This is a genomic window from Anoxybacillus suryakundensis, from assembly GCF_001418025.1.
Lineage (GTDB): Bacteria > Bacillota > Bacilli > Bacillales > Anoxybacillaceae > Anoxybacillus > Anoxybacillus tengchongensis.
Genome location: NZ_LIOK01000007.1, coordinates 14,940 through 34,826, shown reverse-complemented (window position 1 = coordinate 34,826; position 19,887 = coordinate 14,940). Strand labels below are relative to the sequence as shown.

At 40.7% G+C, this 19,887-nt stretch carries 20 protein-coding genes and 3 pseudogenes; 22 read left to right on the top strand and 1 reads right to left on the bottom strand.

The features are described 5' to 3' along the window. Positions 1-58 precede the first annotated feature (58 nt). The 21 genes and pseudogenes from ASC42_RS06610 to ASC42_RS06515 all read left to right on the top strand — a co-directional run bounded on the left by ASC42_RS06610 (position 59) and on the right by ASC42_RS06515 (position 18,285). On the top strand, positions 59-505 hold the full coding sequence (locus ASC42_RS06610) for a MarR family winged helix-turn-helix transcriptional regulator (RefSeq protein ID WP_055441089.1): 447 nt from the start codon (positions 59-61) through the stop codon (positions 503-505). A gap of 68 nt (positions 506-573) precedes the next feature. Continuing rightward, on the top strand, positions 574-1,434 hold the full coding sequence (locus ASC42_RS06605; RefSeq protein WP_055441088.1) for a permease: 861 nt from the start codon (positions 574-576) through the stop codon (positions 1,432-1,434). Positions 1,435-1,449: 15 nt separating this feature from the next. Next, positions 1,450-1,596 (top strand): hypothetical protein, encoded by a 147-nt coding sequence (locus tag ASC42_RS14035; protein ID WP_167338097.1) that lies wholly within the window; start codon positions 1,450-1,452, stop codon positions 1,594-1,596. A 130-nt stretch (positions 1,597-1,726) separates the two neighbouring features. Beyond that, on the top strand, positions 1,727-3,070 hold the full coding sequence (locus tag ASC42_RS06600; RefSeq protein WP_245191152.1) for an MATE family efflux transporter: 1,344 nt from the start codon (positions 1,727-1,729) through the stop codon (positions 3,068-3,070). Between the two features lie 83 nt (positions 3,071-3,153). Continuing rightward, positions 3,154-3,486: a nucleotide pyrophosphohydrolase gene (locus ASC42_RS06595; RefSeq protein WP_055441086.1), complete on the top strand. Its 333-nt coding sequence runs from the start codon at positions 3,154-3,156 to the stop codon at positions 3,484-3,486. A 29-nt stretch (positions 3,487-3,515) separates the two neighbouring features. Continuing rightward, positions 3,516-5,462, top strand: a complete 1,947-nt coding sequence (locus tag ASC42_RS06590; RefSeq protein ID WP_055441085.1) for a DUF2075 domain-containing protein — start codon at positions 3,516-3,518, stop codon at positions 5,460-5,462. Positions 5,463-5,541: 79 nt separating this feature from the next. Further along, positions 5,542-6,515: pseudogene (locus tag ASC42_RS06580) on the top strand (IS3 family transposase). Positions 6,516-6,670: 155 nt separating this feature from the next. Further along, a pseudogene (locus ASC42_RS14230) lies at positions 6,671-6,892 on the top strand (restriction endonuclease); the annotation flags it as partial. A 271-nt stretch (positions 6,893-7,163) separates the two neighbouring features. Next, positions 7,164-7,721: a hypothetical protein gene (locus tag ASC42_RS06575; protein ID WP_141653501.1), complete on the top strand. Its 558-nt coding sequence runs from the start codon at positions 7,164-7,166 to the stop codon at positions 7,719-7,721. A 146-nt stretch (positions 7,722-7,867) separates the two neighbouring features. Then, positions 7,868-8,746, top strand: a complete 879-nt coding sequence (locus ASC42_RS06570; protein ID WP_055441083.1) for an Rpn family recombination-promoting nuclease/putative transposase — start codon at positions 7,868-7,870, stop codon at positions 8,744-8,746. Positions 8,747-8,949: 203 nt separating this feature from the next. Then, positions 8,950-9,465 carry a hypothetical protein gene (locus tag ASC42_RS06565; RefSeq protein ID WP_055441082.1) on the top strand — a complete coding sequence of 172 codons (516 nt, stop codon included), beginning with the start codon at positions 8,950-8,952 and terminating at the stop codon, positions 9,463-9,465. Between the two features lie 63 nt (positions 9,466-9,528). Further along, positions 9,529-11,652, top strand: a complete 2,124-nt coding sequence (locus ASC42_RS06560) for a Piwi domain-containing protein (RefSeq protein ID WP_055441081.1) — start codon at positions 9,529-9,531, stop codon at positions 11,650-11,652. A gap of 147 nt (positions 11,653-11,799) precedes the next feature. After that, positions 11,800-12,264, top strand: coding sequence for an NUDIX hydrolase (locus ASC42_RS06555; protein ID WP_055441080.1), 465 nt, complete (start codon positions 11,800-11,802; stop codon positions 12,262-12,264). A 130-nt stretch (positions 12,265-12,394) separates the two neighbouring features. Continuing rightward, a complete protein-coding gene (locus ASC42_RS06550; protein WP_055441079.1) occupies positions 12,395-12,823 on the top strand; it encodes an NUDIX domain-containing protein in 429 nt (142 codons plus the stop codon). Between the two features lie 135 nt (positions 12,824-12,958). Beyond that, a complete protein-coding gene (locus ASC42_RS06545) occupies positions 12,959-14,083 on the top strand; it encodes a conserved virulence factor C family protein (RefSeq protein ID WP_055441078.1) in 1,125 nt (374 codons plus the stop codon). 51 nt (positions 14,084-14,134) lie between these two features. Next, positions 14,135-14,506, top strand: coding sequence for a VOC family protein (locus tag ASC42_RS06540; protein WP_055441077.1), 372 nt, complete (start codon positions 14,135-14,137; stop codon positions 14,504-14,506). A 220-nt stretch (positions 14,507-14,726) separates the two neighbouring features. Continuing rightward, on the top strand, positions 14,727-15,056 hold the full coding sequence (locus ASC42_RS06535) for a PadR family transcriptional regulator (RefSeq protein WP_055441076.1): 330 nt from the start codon (positions 14,727-14,729) through the stop codon (positions 15,054-15,056). 14 nt (positions 15,057-15,070) lie between these two features. After that, on the top strand, positions 15,071-15,937 hold the full coding sequence (locus tag ASC42_RS06530; RefSeq protein ID WP_055441075.1) for a pentapeptide repeat-containing protein: 867 nt from the start codon (positions 15,071-15,073) through the stop codon (positions 15,935-15,937). A gap of 12 nt (positions 15,938-15,949) precedes the next feature. Then, positions 15,950-16,710: pseudogene (locus tag ASC42_RS06525) on the top strand (ABC transporter ATP-binding protein). Continuing rightward, positions 16,711-17,475 carry an ABC transporter permease gene (locus ASC42_RS06520; RefSeq protein WP_055441074.1) on the top strand — a complete coding sequence of 255 codons (765 nt, stop codon included), beginning with the start codon at positions 16,711-16,713 and terminating at the stop codon, positions 17,473-17,475. It abuts the pseudogene before it with no gap. Between the two features lie 102 nt (positions 17,476-17,577). Further along, a complete protein-coding gene (locus ASC42_RS06515; RefSeq protein WP_055441073.1) occupies positions 17,578-18,285 on the top strand; it encodes a DsbA family oxidoreductase in 708 nt (235 codons plus the stop codon). Between the two features lie 47 nt (positions 18,286-18,332). On the opposite strand, the gene ASC42_RS06510 is transcribed toward ASC42_RS06515, so the two are convergent. After that, positions 18,333-18,905, bottom strand: a complete 573-nt coding sequence (locus tag ASC42_RS06510) for a Uma2 family endonuclease (RefSeq protein ID WP_055441072.1) — start codon at positions 18,903-18,905, stop codon at positions 18,333-18,335. Positions 18,906-19,076: 171 nt separating this feature from the next. On the opposite strand from ASC42_RS06510, the gene ASC42_RS06505 reads away from it, so the two are divergent. Beyond that, the gene (locus ASC42_RS06505; RefSeq protein ID WP_055441071.1) at positions 19,077-19,856 is read left to right on the top strand and encodes a GNAT family N-acetyltransferase; all 780 of its coding nucleotides are present in this window, start codon (positions 19,077-19,079) and stop codon (positions 19,854-19,856) included. Positions 19,857-19,887 lie beyond the last annotated feature (31 nt).

Here is a 19,887-nt window from a genome sequence, read left to right as displayed (position 1 = left end):
TGGTTTTTTAGTTGCAAAATGCAAATAATAACGTATAATAAAAGTAAGAGGTGAGGAAATGGAAAATGTTCGTGAACTATTCCACACGATGACAAAACGTCTCGGGTTGTTAGACCGCAATTGCTGCACGGTTGGTGGTGTTGAGCTATCGCTTGTGCAAAGTCATATTTTATACGAAATCGACCGCATGAACGAACCATCGATGCAACAAGTCGCTGAGGCGTTAGCGATCGATATTACAACGTTTAGCCGTCAAATTCAAACACTTGTGAAAATGAACTTAGTGAAAAAAACACCTTACCCTCAAGATCGCCGCGTCTATATTTTATCGTTAACACCGGAAGGAAAATACGTCACAGCGAAAATTGACGCAGAAGTGAACGAATATTTAGCCGAAGTATTTTCGCATATGACTGAATTTGAACGAGAAACTGTCCTTCGCTCCATTCGCTTACTGAATGAATGTATGGCGAAATCAACCGTCTGTTGCAAACCGTTGTTTTAAGGCAAGAGAAATCTTGCCTATTGCTTGAACAAATACTTGCATATCACAAATAAAAGGAGAGGGCTTATTTGGAAACGATACAGTCGTTCGCATTTTTAGTGTTGGAGCTGACGGCGCTTTTTTTGATCATTTCGTTTGTGATTAACTTTATCGAAGGGTACATTCCGTACGAGCGCATGCAACAGCTATTGGTAGAACACCATCCGTTCGTCGGAGCAATCATTGCAGTACTATTTGCCTTTGTGACCCCATTTTGTTCGTGCTCAACCATCCCGGTTGTCGTTTCATTGTTGAACAAAAACGTCCGATTTGGTTTGGTCATGATCTTTTTATTTGCCTCCCCTGTACTTGATCCGACGATTTTAACGATAATGACTGCCTTACTCGGTGTGAAAGTGGCAGCTGCATATACGGTATTGACGACTGTACTTTCGATTTTGATCGGCTTTACACTCGAGGTACTCGGTTTTGAAAAGGCGGTCAAGCGCGTCATCGTGAAAGGAAACGTCGCCATCGGCACAAAACGGACGATGCAAGAAGCGTGGCATGAGACACTTCATTTGATGAAGACCGTTTATCCATACTTATTCATCGGGGCTGGCATTGGCGCATTCATTCACGGCGTTGTGCCAACGGAATGGATTGCAACCTATATGGGAGGTGATACGTGGTGGTTAGTGCCAGTTGCAGCGATCATTGGCATTCCGCTTTATATCCGACTATCGACCATGATTCCGATTTCGCAAATGCTTGTGGCAAAAGGAATGGCGCTCGGCCCGGTCATGGCGCTTATGATTAGCTCGGCTGGCGCAAGCTTACCAGAAATTACGCTACTGCATAGCATTTTTCAAAAGAAACTCGTTTGGGCGTTCATCGCTTCAGTCATCTCAATGGCTACGTTATCCGGATTTTTGTTTTACATCATATAAATGGAGGAGATTTCTATGTTCAAAAAATTATTTACACAAAAAGAAAAAGGTTGTTGTGATGTGCAAATTATGGAGGTCAAAGACGACGAGAGAAAAGGGGATTGTTGCGAAGAGGAAGAAGCGTGTTGTGAAGAGAAAGACGACAACCAAACATGTTGCTAGCAACGGAGCACCAGGGAAGCCTGGTGCTTTTTGTATGGGATAAATGTGGAATAATGGTGACGAAGGAGAAATTGAATGACTTTGCAATAGTGATTAAAATGAACATATGGTCAGAGAGAGGTGCATCCGTTTGAATATTATACAGAGAACAAGAACGTATTGGCTTCCGCTTATTTCATTAGCTATTCCTGCGATGATGGAAAGTTTGCTTCAAAGCATTGTCGGATTTGTCGATTCTTTATTTATTTCCAAGCTCGGCTTAGTGGAAGTAGCTTCCGTAGGAATGGCAAATGCGATCTTGCAAATTTACTTTGCTGTCTTTTTAGCGACCGGCACTGCTGCAACAGTACTCGTTGCCACATATACAGGAGCTAATGATAGCCAAAAAGTCAAAAAAGTGATTTCTCACTCCATCATATTAACGATCGTCATCGGAATAGCATTTGGGATCCTTTCATTCTTTTTCGCTGAACATATGTTTAGATTAATGGGAGCGAACGAACATGTATTACAAACAGGAATCGTTTATTTTCAAATCGTCGCAACGCCATCTATTTTCATATCTATGATGTTCACATTAGGCGCGATCATTAGAGGGACTGGCGACACAAAAACGCCTATGCGCATCGGCTTGTGGATGAATGGAATACATATTATCCTTGATTATATTTTCATCTTTTGCGTATGTTTTGAAGGGCTCGGCATCATAGGGGCTGGAATCGCTACTGTTTTCGCACGTATATTTGGTGTCATTTTACTATTTATTCATCTAAAAAAGAAACAATTGCTCGTCTTTTCAACGGATATGTGGACGTTTCAAAAAAGTGTTATGCTACAATTCGTTCGGTTAAGCATTCCTTCTTCTATGGAACGATTATTTATGCGATTCGGACAAATCATTTATTTTGGCATGATCGTACGCATGGGGACAAAAGTTCATGCAACGCATACGTTAACAGGAAATTTCACTTTATTTTCATCCATTGTCGGAACAGGTTTAGCAACAGCAACAACAACACTTGTTGGCAAAAGTCTTGGAGCAGGTCAATACAATGAAGCAAAGGCGTATAGCTTGATTTCTATAGTTTGTACTTCGGTGATGATGACGGGCGTAACTTTCCTTCTATTTTTAACATCACCATTGACAGCACGCGTGTTTACACATAACGAAACGGTTATTTCGCTAATCGTTGCCGTTCTAGGCATTGATACAATCGCTCAGCCAGCAACAGCAATCGTTACGATGCTAACGTCTGTTTTACAAGCAAATAAAGATGCTAAATTTCCAATGTACGTCACAGCCTTTGGCATATGGGCGATTCGAACCATCGGAGTGTACATTTTAGGCATTTATTTCGGGTTAGGGCTTATTGGCGTATGGCTATCTATTGCGATCGATAACTACGTGAGGGCGGCTCTGTTATACTGGCGGTATCGGTCGCTAACGTGGAGTAGGGGGGATCATACATATTAGGAAGATAGTGGGGAATTTAGCAACATTGGTCCGAGAAAGACATTATATTGTTTAACTATAAATTGTCAGAAGGAGTGTTTGTTTTGAAACAGTTACAACAGCTAATCATTGAATTTCGCGATGTACGTAATTGGAAACAATTCCATAATCCAAAAGATTTAGCCATATCATTAAGCATAGAAGCAGGAGAACTGTTAGAAAATTTTCAGTGGAAAAGTAGCGAAGAGGCCATTGAGAGCAGGTTAGAAAATATAAAAGATGAACTAGCAGATGTAGTAATTTATGCTTTTTTACTTTCTGATGCACTTGGGGTTGACCTAGAACGAATCATTTTTGATAAAATAAAGAAAAACGAGAAAAGGTATCCAATCGAAAAATCATTTGGATCCAAAAAGAAATATAATGAGTTAGGATAACAAAACAGAAGACGGGGGAGAAGGGATCAATGATCGTTTATGAAGCGACAAAAGAGGAGTTTTTGCACGATGTATTTGAAGATCGATTAGTACAAAGTATTTGTCAAAATTTCTATAAGAAAATTGGACATGTAAATGAAAAAGAGGTTCGGGCTTGGGACAATTCGATGCAATATATGTATCGAGTATTAAACGATAGCGAAATTCCAAGCAATGCAGGCGTAGCGATCGAGTTTAAAATTCCACATACGTCAAAACGAGTAGATTTTCTTATTTCTGGACTAGATAATCAACAAAATGGTTCAGTCGTCATTGTTGAGTTGAAACAATGGGATCACGTAGAAAAAGTAGAAGGAAAAGAAGCCATTGTAAAGACGGCCATGAACAAAAGTATGGTTGAAACGACACATCCTTCATATCAAGCATGGTCATATGCACTATTAATTCAAGATTATAACGAGAACGTTCAAAATGAAAAAATTCAGCTGTATCCCTGCGCTTACTTACATAATTACAGGTTAAAAAACGAGTATGACCCGTTAGTAGATCCTGTGTATCAATATTATATTGAACAAGCTCCTGTATTTTTAAAAGGAGATGCAGCTAAGTTACGCTCGTTTATTAAACGATATGTTAAATATGGCGACAATAAGGAAAATATTTATAAGATCGAAAAAGGACGAATCCGACCATCTAAGTCGCTACAGGATTCGCTTAACAAGATGTTAAAAGGTAATCGAGAGTTCATCATGATTGATGATCAAAAGGTTGTATATGAAACCGCTCTTCAGCTCGCTAGTGAGACGGTAAGAAAAAATAAAAAACATATTTTAATTGTTGAGGGAGGACCTGGAACAGGAAAGTCTGTACTTGCCATCAATTTGCTTGTTGAATTAACAAACCGTCACCTCGTATGTCAATATGTCACGAAAAATTCGGCCCCAAGAAAAGTATACGCAAGAAAATTAAAACAAGACTTTCGCAAAAGCCATATCGATAATTTGTTTACTAGTTCAGGAAGCTATATAAACGCTTCGTTGAATGAACTAGATGTACTAATTGTAGATGAAGCTCATCGATTAAATGAAAAGTCGGGAATGTTCCAAAATCTTGGCGAAAATCAAATGAAAGAAATTATACACGCAGCTAAATTAGCAATTTTCTTTATTGATGAGCGCCAGAGAGTGACATTAAAAGATATCGGTAGTGTACAAATGATTGAGAGGTTTGCTGCTGATTATGGAGCAATCATCACAAAGACAGCATTGCAATCCCAATTTCGATGCAACGGATCAGATGGATATTTGGCATGGATTGATGATGTATTACAAATTCGTGAAACGGCGAATGCTAACTATTTTGATCTCCAATACGATTTCCGTGTATACTCAGATCCGAATGAACTACGTTCTGAGATTGAAAAGTTAAACGCAATCAACAACAAATCCCGAATTGTCGCTGGATACTGTTGGGATTGGATAAAAGAAGGGAAAAACAATCCAAATGTCCATGATATTGTAATTTCGGAATATGATTTTTGTATGAGTTGGAATTTAGGGAACTCAGAAACATGGGCAATCGATGAACATTCTGTGAAACAAGCGGGTTGCATTCATACATGTCAAGGGCTAGAATTTGATTACGTTGGTGTTATTATTGGTAATGACTTAATTTACAAAGACGGCAAAGTGCAAACAGATTACACGAAACGTGCGAAAACCGATCAATCTTTAAAAGGGCTAAAGAAAATGATAATGGAAAATCCTGAAGAAGCGTTGAAACAAGCGGATGAAATCATTCGAAATACGTATCGCACATTATTAACGAGAGGACAAAAAGGTTGTTTCGTCTATTGTACGAACAAAGAACTTGAGCGTTATTTAAGAATGCGTTTTAGACAGCTTGAACGTTCGTACAAAGAAAGTGAAGTTACACAATCTCTGTCGATTGTGGCCGAAGAAAAAGAAGAGTATTAGGTGTGATGTTAGTCTAGATTATAGACACAACGAATAGAGAAATGTATAGTAAATCGATCAATGATGAGGAGTGTCTATAATGACAAGACGTTTTGATAAAGAATTCAAAATACATGCAGTAAGATTAGTGGTCGAGGAAGGAAAAGCGGTCGCTCAAACCGCAAGACAACTTGATATTTCGCCAAAAACCAGAAGTAATTTATACATTCATTCATACGCATAGAAAGGAGTTTCGCGTGGCGAAGATGTGTGAAGTCTTAGGCGTTTCAAGAAGTGGATACTATGCTTGGATCAAACGGCCGAAGAGCCAACAAAAGAAAAGACAGGAAGCGCTGAAAAAGTAAATCAAAAAGATTCATATCGATTCAAGAGAAACATATGGCAGTCCAAAAATCACAAAAATCCTTCAGAAACAAGGAGTCGAGGTATCTCAAAAAACGGTCGCCAGAATCATGAAAGATGGGAACATTCGTTCAAAAACAAAGAAAAAATATAAGGAAGCATCATTGGCCGGTGTATCCCAACTTATTGAATCAGCAGTTTGAAGTGAATGAGCCGAATCAAGTATGGGTGGCGGATATCACGTATATTTGGACGAAAGAAGGCTGGCTGTATTTAGCTTCGGTCATGGATTTGTTTTCTCGTAAAATCGTTGGCTGGTGTCTTTTCGAGCGAATGACAAAAGAGTTAGTGATCAAAGCATTAAACCGAGCCATCAACGAGAGAAAGCCTCAACCAGGTCTGATTCACCATTCGGATCAAGGGAGCCAATATGCATCGAACGAGTATCAAGCCATCTTACGACAGCACGGAATGCAAACCAGCATGAGTCGAAAAGGAAACTGTTATGATAACGCATGTGCGGAATCGTTTCACAGCATCATCAAAAAGGAACTGATTTTTCACGAGACCTTTGCAACAAGGGAAGAGGCCAAACATCGGATTTTTGAATATATTGAGTGTTTTTATAATGCCGAGCGAATTCATTCCGCTAATGAGTACATGTCTCCGATGGCGTATGAGAAGATGCATCAGCAAGGCAAAAAGCAGTGAACTCTTCTCTCCACAAAGTCACGATATAAGGGGCATCTTTCCTCTTGAGAAGGGGAAGGGTTTACCAAACCGTTCTCCTTCTCAAGAGGCCACCAAACGAAGTGCGGTAGTAGGGTTTTAAAATTTTTCTCGATTTTACGTGTCTATTTTCTTGACATAATACCAACTGGGCGCTTGTAGTCGACAAAGACGGCGAAGAAAAACTATACTTCGTTCTCGAAACAAAAGGAACCGACTGGGAAGGCGCACTCCGCCCAGAAGAAGCAGCAAAAATCGACTTTGCCCGCAAACACTTCCAAGCCATTCATACAAACGTCGAACTCATCGGTCCGGAGAAAGATGTGAATGAGTTTATGCTCCGTGTAATGAGCCGATAGGATAGATTAGACAGGAGTTGATAAAACTTCTGTCTTTTTTAAAAATTTTGTGGTAGAATTCGTCAGAATTTTTTTCGAGGTTTCTCTATATAAGTTGAAATTATTGTTTTACACCCAGTTGATCACTCGCTATGTTATATCATATTAGTTTGTATTTAGGTGAAAACTGAAACGAAAAAATCGTAAATTCTTTATTGCAATTTATGTATATTAAAGGGTGCTTATTTGACTTTATCTAGCACCATGGGTAAATAATAGTAATTTCAAAAAAATGCGTGAGTGGTTGTACAAGTCTTTATTAAACGGCGTATTTAGCAGGGGATGTGGATGGATTCCTTATAAAACAGGGGTTCGAAAAATATCTAATGTTGTTAGAGAGCATAAACTAAAAGATTTTCCTGCAGATGAGTTGTTTAAGATATACAGGGATCATCCATTGCGTTTTTACGAAATTCATACTGCCCATTTAAACGAATTTGACAAAGAAATTGTGTTCCATATGATTTATGACGAACTACCGAATATTCGCGAGAATGATATAGACCATATACACCCTGTGAATATCTTGAGATCTTACAGGTATGATGAATACGAGATCAATCGCGTGGGAAATTATCAATTGCTTGACAACGTGACAAATAGATTTGTGAAAAGCGGAAAACCTTTAATTCAATGGATAAAGAATGACGTGAGTGATAAAGACGCTTATTTACGCAGGCATTTAATACCTGCCGATGAAACTTTGTGGGAAGCATCTAATTACAGAGATTTTCTAAAAGCTCGGGAGGAACTGATCGTATCAAAAATTAAGGAAAGGCTTTCTTTGTAATTGTACGATGCCGTTATTCCCTAAGGATTGTCAAGATTTGTAGAAGCAGAGAGTGATAGTTTTTCTCTCTGCTTTTCCATTTTCAAAGCAGAAATGTTATTTTTGCTGTCGAACATATGCAACAAAACAGAAAGTGAGGTGCATATATGTCCATTGACCATGATCGATTGTTTAAAGAGTTGATTACGACGTTTTTTGAAGAGTTTCTTCTTCTCTTTTTCCCGCATGTGCATGAGCATATCGACTTTCAGCACGTGTCGTTTTTGTCAGAGGAACTGTTCACTGATGTGACGGCAGGGGAGAAGTATCGCGTCGATTTGCTTGTGGAAACGAAGTTGAAAGGAGAAGATAGCCTTATTATCGTCCATATCGAAAACCAAAGTTATGTGCAGCCATCGTTTCCAGAGCGGATGTTTATTTACTTCAGCCGCTTGTTTGAAAAATACCGAAAGCGGATGTTGCCAATTGCCGTATTTAGCTACGACTATCTTCGCCACGAACCTTCCTCGTTTACGCTCCAATTCCCGTTTTTCGATGTCCTTCAATTTCGATTTTTAACCGTGGAGTTACGCAAGCAAAACTGGCGTGATTACATTCGCCACGATAACCCAATCGCCGCTGCGTTGTTGAGCAAAATGGGGTATACTGAAAGTGAACGGGTAGAACTAAAAAAGCAGTTTTTACGCATGATCGTACGGATGGAATTAGACGAAGCAAAGCAACGATTATTAATCGGCTTTTTTGAAACATATGTGAAGCTGTCGGATGAGGAAGAACAAAAATTACGAAACGAGGTGAATGAAATGGAAACGAAAGAAAAAGAACAAGTGTTGGATTTAATCATTTCATATGAGAAAAAAGCGCTAGAAAAAGGCTTGAAAGAAGGCGTGGAACGAGGGTTACAACAAGGACTGCAACAAGAAAAACGACAAATCGCGAAAAAGATGCTTGAGAAAGGCTACGACGTACAGACGATTCACGAACTGACGGAGCTGCCTGTAGAAGAGATTGAGCGGTTGAAGTGATAACGTGTAAATTTTTGTGGCTGTTGCACGCTTATTTGAACATAACGTTTACACCCTCTAAGGGAGCTCTATTTGGCTCCTTTTTTAATTTGGAGAAAATCTTCATTTTTTTATCGCTTTCTACAATATTCGACAACATTTTCCGTCTCCTTTCCGTACAATTGAATCGAGGAATGTGCTCAATTTTAGGGGAGGGGATTCGTGTGACAACCATTTGCAAAGCGGATTATTATTATGGTGCGCTGCTTTCAGCATTAGTGAATGGAGGACTGGCGCCAGCATTGTTTGAAAAAGACAACGATAGCCGACAAATTTACACGGTTACAACAAATAAAGACAGTTACATCATTTATACAAAATACCATACTACCCCATCTGGCTCCGAAGATTTTACATGGTCTTTCACATTTAGTGACAACGAAATACAGGAAATTATAAATGTCCATGAAAATCATTCAGATAAAACGCTAATTTTTGCTTTTATTTGTGGTCAGAAGCAAGTAAGTGACAATAACCAAATTATCGCCATTGTTCGTTGTGACGAATTCGTTGCATGTGTGGATGTAAATAAACAGCAATCTCGTGGAAAACAGCGGTTATCAGTGAAGGTCATAAAAGGCTCTCCACGTTTTCGCATCTATGGAAGCAAGCGTGCCGATCTACTTGATGGTAAAGATAATACGATTCCAATTGAACGAAACCGATTAAGAGAGTTATAAGCACGATGATTGTCAACGAATCAATGCACGGATGACTATTCATCATAAGGGGTGATTGGTGAGATGAATCAATACTATATAACCGAGTGTATCGCAAACGAAAATGCAAGCAACATTCCACTTCATATTTATACTGTATCTTTATTAAACCCGAACCAAAAATACTCGTTTGCTCATCACATTGTTTATGAGTTAAGAAAGAGGAATCCTAATGTGACCATTGCTGCTCACGGCCAATATATTGCATCGTTTCAAGAGATCACTCATTGGGGTGATCATGAGTATATTAAACATGAGTACCGAGCAATAGAATGTTTCAACGCCGCAGAAAGAACGGTATTGGAAAGGTTATTGAAACAAGAGTTAATAGAACGATGCAAAAACGACTATAAAATTTACAAAGATTTGTTTTGTTTGAAAACCGAACAATCGATTGAAATGAACGAAATTATTGTTTACCCGGCTATTTACTTATCTTTTACAGTTGAAGAGAACGGAAATATATTGATCGGCTTTGAATATCAACATCGTTTTGAATATAAAAAAACATTAGAAGACTTACTTCGTGATCGATCTCCACTGATCAAAGAAGGGGTGGAAGTCGTTGATTCATACAATAAAAAATCATACTACTATACTTTTGTTGAGGTGGCTCCGTATACAGCTGGAGAAAAAAGTCCGTATTTACAACAAAGTGTGATAGATTATTACATAACAAAAAATGAAAAATGGAAATTAAAAGGTGTTCATAATAAGACACCTATTGTGCATGTCAGATCACAAACCGGTGATATTTTTCCATACTTGCCTCATTTATTACGTCTCACTTGTTCGTATGAACAATTGATGCCATCAACCGCGAAGCAAGTAAATCGTATCATCAAGTTGCCTCCGAATAAGAAAATGCCGAAACTTTATCAAGAGATATTTCGTTTGTTGCAATATCAGAACATGTTGACTTTCAGAAAAGAAAACGTTCGGGCGGCAAATCTTAATTATAATATTTTTAATCTCTCCCCACCGTTAATGGAATTTGGTCGAGATTATAAAACAACGAAAGTGTCTGATGGTTTAGGTCAAGCTGGTGTTTATGAGCCGAAGAGTGTCACCGTTAGCTATTTTGTTGATCCAGAATTAAATTACGATCAAAGGAAGAAAGATGAAATATTGGATTTTACAAAGAAATTACAAGATTTATCTGAAAAGCTAGGTGTAAAGTTAAACGTCTCGAAAAAACCGCGTCAGTTATTTGGAGTATTGCCTGTCGATTTTTTCAAAAGTGAGCGTCTTTCGTTCGAACTAAAGTCGATCGCTGATGCGTTCTGTGGGACTGTTATTGTCATTGGAACGGAAGAAAATATTGATCGAGCATATATGGCAATTAAACGAGAATTTGGTGCGAAAGCAGATATAATGACACAGTTTGTCATATTTGATTCGTCAGTTGTAAAAAATTTGTACTATCAATATAATGTGCTATTAGGAATTTACGCAAAATCGGGAGTTCAGCCGTGGATTTTGTCAGATGAGATGAATTCAGATTGCTTTATCGGTTTAGATGTCAGTCATGAACATGGCAAACATGCTTCTGGGATTATTCAAGTGATCGGAAAAGACGGGCGAATGATCAAACAAAAATCAGTCATGACTGCTGAAGCTGGTGAAACGATTGCCAATCGTACAATGGAAGAAATTATAGATGAGAGTATATTTAGCTATGAGAAAATGTATGGAATGAAGCCAGCTCATATTACATTTCACCGCGATGGCGTATGTCGCGAAGATTTAGATCATTTAACACGGTATATGCAGTCATTCCAAATCCCATTTGATTTCGTTGAAATTATTAAAAGATCGCGAAGAAGAATGGCTGTATACACAAACGGACGTTGGTTTACTGTGCAAGGATTATGTTATGCGAAGGAAAGGATGGCTTATTTATGTGCAACTGATCCAAGAGAATCTGTAGGAATGGCGCAAGCTGTAAAGATTGTTCAAAAGACGCAATGTTTGTCTATTCGGGATATCGTTTCAGATGCATATAAGCTATCATTTATGCACATCCATTCTATGCTGAAAACACGTTTGCCAATCACCGTTCATTATGCTGATTTAAGTTCAACCTTTCATAATCGAGGGTTGATCCATCCACGTTCAGTCCATGAACAAGCGTTGCCGTTTGTGTGAGGGATAAGTATTCATTGTTTTATACGGTTAGTTAATTTTATTTGAAATGGATATATTCTCACAAAAGTGAAGTTTGCTAAATACATGAAGAAAAATGAGTTAACTGCATGTATGTCTAAATTTAAATCAGTGAAGGATGAGAAGAACATGAGGATTGTACCGAAGCACATAGTGGCTGTCTCTGGTTATATTGTAAATGACCATGGGGAAGTATTGCTTGTCAAAACACATTACCGTTCCGATACATGGGAACTTCCTGGTGGACAAGTCGAAGAAGGAGAGTCTTTGCATCATGCATTAGTAAGGGAAGTGCATGAAGAAACAGGATTAAAAATAGTACCACTAGGAGTAACAGGAGTATATTACAATGCTACGGATCATATATTAGTTGTTGTATTTCGTGCGAAGTATGAAGAAGGTGAGTTGAACATTCAGACTCAGGAAATAAAGGAAGCAAATTTTTTTCTGCTAACTAGTAAAAACATTTCAAAATATATAACGAGACTGCATATCGCTTCACGAGTACAGGATGCGATGAAATGCAATTGTTTAGTACCGTATGAAGCATGGGAAGTGTCACCATTTCGAACGCTAGGAAGGGTGGGCGTATAACCGAACTTTTTTATCACGCATGATCCGAAGTCACTTGAACGGTTAGGCGAAACAGAACAGTTAAAGTTGTTTTGAGTATAGGGAAAAACGAGCCATTGTCTTTGATTTTCAATAATGTGGAGGAAAATGTATGTATCCGAATTATCGAATTTCTGTTGAGGTCATTGTATGGCACGATGACAAAGTTCTTTTAACGAAACGTGCAGAGCATTGTAAGGTAGCTCCGAATGTATGGAACGTTCCAGCTGGAAAAATAAAATATGATGAGATTCCTGTGCAAGGTTTGTTTCGAGAAGCGAAAGAGGAATTGAATTTGGATGTAGAATTGATAGAAGAACTATTCGTTCGAAATTTAAAAAGCAAAAGTGGTGATGAAGATATATATCGAGTTGTGTTTACGTATCTTGTCAAACCGAAAAACAATAATATTTCTTTACTCACACTAAACGATGAGCATTCTGAATTTGCTTGGGTAACGAAAGAAGATCTAAACGATTGTAAGTATGAAACGCTTCATGACGATATACGACACATTTTAGTGACAAAAGTGTTTATGTAAGTCGATGTGAAACCACCTCTGCGATTTATAGGGGTGGTTATTTTTGGTTCATTGAGCGAAACTTTTGCTTTTCTTTATTTCTTCCTTTTTAATGAAGTTACGAAATATTTTTTGTAGAGGATAGGAGAGAAACAAATGAAGATTCAATCGATTGAACCGACGCCAAGTCCCAATACAATGAAAGTGTTGCTCGATGAAGAGCTTCCATTTGGCACAAGTTATAACTATAAGCCGTCGCAAGCGGAACAGGCTCCAGAAATTATTCAACAATTATTGAAAATTGAAGGCGTAAAGGGCATTTATCATGTCGCTGATTTTTTAGCTGTCGAACGGCATGCAAAATATGACTGGAAACCGATTTTAACAAAAGTGCGCGAAGTATTTGGCGAACAGGTGGACGAAATCCAACATAATGAGCCCGTACGCAACGATCATTTTGGCGAAGTGAAAGTGTATGTGCAAATGCTTTATGGCTTGCCGATGCAAGTGAAGTTAACGGACGGTCACGAAGAGAGACGAGTTGGCTTGCCGCAGCCGTTTGTCGATGCGGTGTTAGAAGCGCAAAAACACGCGGGGAATATCGTCATGGAGAGAAAATGGGTCGAAAAGGGCGTTCGGTACGGAACGTTTGAAGAAATCGGCGCCGAAATAGTCGAGGAGTTGTCTGCCGCTTATCCACCCGAACGGCTCGAGCGGTTCGTGCATATGTTTAAACAAGGTGAGCAAGCGAAAACACAAAAACGAACGAGTTTTCAAGTGACAGAACAAATGCTAGATGACCAAGATTGGATGAAACGATATGCGGCGTTGGAACAAATGGCAGAGCCGACAGAAAACGATTTGCCTGTGTTGGCAAAGGCGTTAAAAGATGAAAAAGTCGCCATTCGTCGCTTAGCGACTGCGTATTTAGGAATGATTGGTGGCAAAAGCGTGCTTCCGTATTTGTATGAAGCACTCAAAGACTCAGCTGTTTCTGTGCGTCGTACAGCCGGTGACTGTTTGTCTGATATTGGCGACGTGGAGGCCGTTCCTGTGATGGTCGAAGCGCTAAAAGATGCAAGCAAGCTCGTTCGCTGGCGTGCCGCGATGTTTTTATATGAAAATGGCAATGAATCCGTTCTGTCTGCATTAACAGCAGCCGAAAACGACCCCGAATTTGAAGTAAGCATGCAAGTAAAAATGGCAATTGAACGAATCGAAGGTGGCGAAGAAGCGAAAGGATCCGTTTGGAAACAAATGACGGAGAGTAGAAAGGGATAAATACTGAGATCCAGCTAGAATTTTGAAAAGAACATAGAGAGGGAAACAAGCATGAACATTGTTGTCAAACGGCTTGATCATGTGCAAATTTGCGTTCCGATCGGTGCAGAAGACGAAGCGAGGGCTTTTTATACGGGTGTACTCGGTTTTACCGAAATCGAAAAACCGGAAACGTTGAAAGCAAGCGGTGGGCTTTGGTATAAAGTTGGCGATATAGAACTGCATATCGGCGTTGAAAACCGCGAAGGATATCGAAGCAAAAGCCACCCCGCGTTTGAAGTCGAAAATATTGAAGCAGTACGACGTTATTTGGAAGAAAAGGGAGTAATGACGAAAGACGAAAAAGCCATTCCAGGTGTTACTCGTTTCTCGTTCCTTGATCCGTTTCAAAACCGAATAGAATTTTTGGAGAAGCGGCAATAGTCCTCGTTGGATGTTGCCGATAAGTTGAGACAGAAGCGGAAAAAACTTCTGTCTTTTTTTGTTTTGTATGTAGGATAAGGATAGGAATTTTAGCTGAATGGGTAATCTCATGCGGTTGGTTATTTTTCACAGGTATAAAATTGAACAATGCAATAAAACTAAAATATTACCTTGACAGTCACAGTAATATGTTTAATAATATGGTTGTGAGGTGTTAATAATGAGTGAGAATAAAATTACATCCGATTTGTTGCGTGGACATACCGATACAATCATTTTGCGCCTTTTATCCGAAGCAGATCGTTACGGCTACGAAATTGTTAAGCTCATTGCCGAGCGTTCGGGAGGAGAGTATGAATTGAAGGAAGCGACGATGTATTCCAGCCTCCGACGGCTTGAAGCAAGCGGCGATATTGAGTGGTATTGGGGCGACGAATCTCAAGGTGGACGGCGCAAATATTTTCGGATCACCGAAAAAGGCAAGGAGACTTATGCCCGCAACAAGAGCAACTGGGAGTACGCAAAGTGTGTGCTAGATAAATTGTTATAAGGAGCGTTGATAAGATGAATGAGAAGTTGACTAGTTATTTAAATAGTGTTTTCGCGCCATACGATGAGGTAAAAAGCATCACGGAATTAAAAGCGGATTTACTTTCTGATTTACAGGAGCGATACCGTGAACTGAAAGCCGAGGGGAAGGACGATGAAACGGCATTTAAGATGACCGTTGAGAGCATCGGTGACATTGAACAAACTATCTTGGAAATCGCGAACCTCTCTCATTCGCTGGAGCGGCAAGTGTTGACAAACTTCAGTGCGAGCAACCTCGCTCAAGGAGACTTTGCAGGGGTGACCGCACATAAAGGAAAGTTTGTGGCGAGTGCATTGCGCGGATCCGACTTTTCTGGTGCCGACCTAACGGGAAGCTTATTTAAAGCAAGTGATATGCGCGAAGCCAACTTTAGCAGCGCTAATTTAACCGATTGCCTGTTCTATGCTACTGATTTGACGGATGCAAATCTCACGAAATCAATCCTTATGCGCACTCGTTTTAGTAAGTCAGGACTGACTGGAGCAAAATTCACGGACACTAAACTAACAGACGTGAAGTTTGACACGCTTGACCTTAGAAAAACGATGTTTGAGCGTTGTATCTTTATTGGGGTGAACTTCAAATATTGCGACCTACGAGGAATGCGCTTTGACGGGCATACTTTTATCGGCGTCAAGTTTACCAAATCGGCATTGCGCGAAGTATCTTTTGAAGGCGCGACACTCAAAAATACTTCGTTCCACCCAGGGTTCACTTTGACCAATAAGTATTACCGCACCATCCCAACCATCTGCTTTGACGGCGCAGTAATGGATAAACTCACCTATGCTTCTTTGAAAGGCCTAGGTGCTGATTTATCAAAGGTTACCATTGTATAGGAGGCGGAGGGTATGCGAAACAAAGCAATCCAAGTGAAAGGATTACAAAAATCCTACAAACAGCTCCACGTTTTAAAGGGAGTAGATTTCGATGTGGAGGCAGGTAGTATTTTCGCCTTGCTTGGTTCTAATGGCGCGGGCAAGACGACGCTTGTCAAAATACTGACGACGCTGCTTAAACCAGATGATGGAACCGCCATCGTCAACGGATTCGACGTAGTAGAAGAGACTGACAAGGTAAGGAAATCAATTAGTCTGACCGGGCAATTCGCTGCAGTAGACGAAATATTGACCGGTCGGGAAAACTTGACGATGATCGCTAAGCTTCGGCACCTCAACAATCCGCGACAAGTCGCAGATGATCTGCTGAACCGTTTCGGTCTGATCGACGCCGCGAACCGCAGTGTGTCGACCTATTCAGGCGGCATGCGTCGCCGGCTCGATATTGCGATGAGCTTGGTGGGAAACCCACAAATTATTTTCCTCGACGAGCCGACTACTGGGCTTGACCCAGAAGCACGACTTGAAGTTTGGAAAGTTGTCCAAGAGCTCACGGAGCAGGGCACAACGGTATTTTTGACTACACAGTATTTAGAAGAAGCGGAACAGCTTGCGGATAGAATTGCTATTTTGCATGAAGGGAAAATTATTGCGAATGGCACACTCGCAGACTTAAAAAACTTTTCCCTCCTGCAAAGGTGGAGTATGTAGAAAAACAACCATCGTTAGAAGAGATTTTCCTTGCCATTGTCGGGAAGAAGGGAGCGATATAAATGGGAAAGACACATTTTTTTCATGATGTAAGTGTGATGCTCGGACGCTCTATGCGCCATATTATCCGCAGCCTGGACACCATTATCACCGTAACGATCATGCCAATTGCGTTTATGTTGCTGTTTGTTTATGTGTTCGGCGGTGCGATTCAAACCGGCACGGATAACTACGTCAATTATTTGTTGCCTGGCATCCTGCTCATTGCGATTGCAAGCGGCATTGCCTATACGTCGTATCGGCTGTTTATGGATATGCAAAGAGGCATCTTCGAACGATTTCACTCGATGCCGATTTCACGTTCAGTCGCGTTGTGGGGGCATGTGCTGACCTCCCTTGTATCAAACGCAATTTCGGCTGTCATTATCATTCTCGTTGCGCTTATGATAGGTTTTCGTTCGTCAGCAGGAGTATTGTCGTGGCTTGCAGTAGCCGGTATCCTTGCACTATTTACGCTGGCATTGACATGGCTTGCCGTGATTGCTGGGCTATCCGCCAAATCGGTGGACGGCGCGAGCGCCTTTTCCTATCCGCTTCTTTTCCTGCCGTTTATTAGCTCGGCATTTGTCCCAACGGAGTCGATGCGACCGGCTGTTCGCGCCTTTGCGGAACACCAGCCAGTGACTTCGATAGTGGAAGCGATCCGCGCGTTATTGGCAGAAAAGCCTGTCGGCAATGACATTTGGATCGCGCTCGCATGGTGTTTAGGTATTCTCATTGTTGCGTATATAACCGCCATGCGCGTGTACAGACGCAAAATGGCATAACGGTACCGGCTCCAAGCAAATGATTTGTAGTGAGAAAGATATGTTCGTTACAATAAGGAAGAAAATCCCCTCCGATCTGGAGGACAAAACCGAGGTGTGTGGATGAAAATTGAAGTATGGTCTGATTTTGTTTGTCCGTTTTGTTATATCGGCAAGCGACGATTAGAAGAGGCGCTCGAGTCTTTTCCGCATCGGGAGAATGTCGAGGTTGTCTTTCGAAGCTTTGAGCTTGATCCGAATGCGAAAAAAGAAACACCGTTCAGTATTCATGAAATCATTGCGCAAAAATATGGCATTTCCGTTGAAGAAGCGAAGCGGGCAAACGCCGATATTGGCAAGCAAGCCGAGGCAATGGGGCTAACGTTCCGTTTTGAGACGATGAAGCCGACCTATACGTTTGATGCCCACCGTCTAGCACAATATGCGAAGGAAAAAGGGAAACTTCACGAAGTAGTAGAACGGCTGTTTTACGCCTATTTTACCGAATCGAAGCGAATTAGCGACCGCGATGTGTTGCTTGAGCTTGCCGAAGCGGCAGGGTTTGACCGGAAAGAGGCGGAAGCGGTGCTTGATGACGGTCGTTATGCAGAACAAGTGCGACATGAGGAAGCAATAGCGGCTCAACTCGGCGTCCGCGGCGTTCCGTTTTTCGTATTGAATCAAAAATACGCCATTTCCGGCGCCCAGCCTGTCGAAGTATTCCGGCAAGCGCTAGAGAAAGTGTGGACAGAAGAACAGCAGTCATCATCGCTGCAATCGCTAGCGGAAGAAGGAAAAACGTGCACGGACGGAAATTGCGCTATCGACTAAATTCAAGCAGATGAAAAGCCGGCTAGGGAACTCTAGCCGGCGTTATTTTATTCCACATCATCCATATGCAAAATGGAATCAAGCGAAATTGCTAAATCTGGATACAAAAAAGATGTTAGTACATCTTTCGGGCCGAATACCGCCCGTTTTTGAAACCGTCCGTCTTCTAAGCCAATGACTTCAATCGTTCGATTGCTTGGGTCGACCATCCAATACTCTTTCACACCATTTGCTTCATACAAATAATATTTTTGATTTCGATCTTTAATTCCTGTGCTAGCGGATAACACTTCGATCACGAGATCGGGTGCACCTTGTACTCGGTTTTTTTTCAGTTGAGTTACGTTGCAAATAACGAATAAATCCGGCTGTACAACGGTTTGCGCTTCTTCTTCATTTTTAGCTGCATCGAATTGTACATCAAATGGAGATAAGATGAGGCGACATCCTTGTGCTTTGAAGTAAGGAGCTAAGGCGAGATACAGTTCGCCCACGACATATTGGTGAACATATGAAGGCGATGCAAGCGAATAAGGGACACCGTCAATCAGCTCCCAATTTCCTTCCCATTGTTGAATATCTTTATATGAATACAGACGACCGTGTTGTACTTTTTCCATCTCTCTCACCTGCTTCTTTGTCTTTTTTACATTATATCACAATGAGAGGGCACTTTTTGTATGCGACGAGAAACAAGCCTCATCTTTTTCGTTTTTTTACATATTTCGACAAAAAATTGTGCGTATGTTTGCTATAGTAGGATTAATATTTGATTGAAAGGAGAGATGGATATGATTCGTAAGCTGAATAGGAAGGATCATCATGTTGTGTTTTCTTTTTTAAAGCAAGAGCCGTCACTTAATCTTTTTATTATCGGTGATATTGAAGCGTTTGGATACGAGCAGGAGTTTCAAGAGCTGTGGGGCGACTTTGATGAGGACGGTGCGTTGCGAGCCGTGTTGTTGCGATTTTATGATTCGTATATTCCATATGCTCCGGGGGAGTTTGATATAGAGGGATTTGCTCAAATTATGAGAAATACTGCTCATCCTGTTCGACTTTCTGGAAAAACGGATCTTGTTGCAGCATTTGAACCTCTCTTGCCACTTGGGAAAAAGCGTGTGACGTATTTTTGCGAATGTAACGAAATCACATTTCCGGAAGTAGAAAGCCGCTATGAAATAAAACAAGCAACGATCAATGATGTGGATCGAATAATAGCGTTGCGCAGTCGCATTGCTGAGTTTTCGGTGCTTCCTTCATCGCGAGATATGCTTGTCAAATCGTTAGAGACGAACACGGGCCGCACGTATTATATCGAGGAGGATGGCCGCATGGTGTCGTCTGTCTCGACAACAGCAGAGAATACGCTGTCTGCAATGGTTGTCGGTGTTTGTACGGATCCGAATGATCGTCAAAAAGGGTATGCAAGCGAAATAATGAAGCGTGTCATCCAAGACTACATTCGCTCCGGCAAAACGTTATGTTTATTTTATGATAATCCGAGTGCAGGACGTATTTATAAACGACTTGGTTTTTCCGATATCGGCATGTGGACGATGTATGGGTGACATACGGTTCTTGTTTGCGGTTTTGCGTATA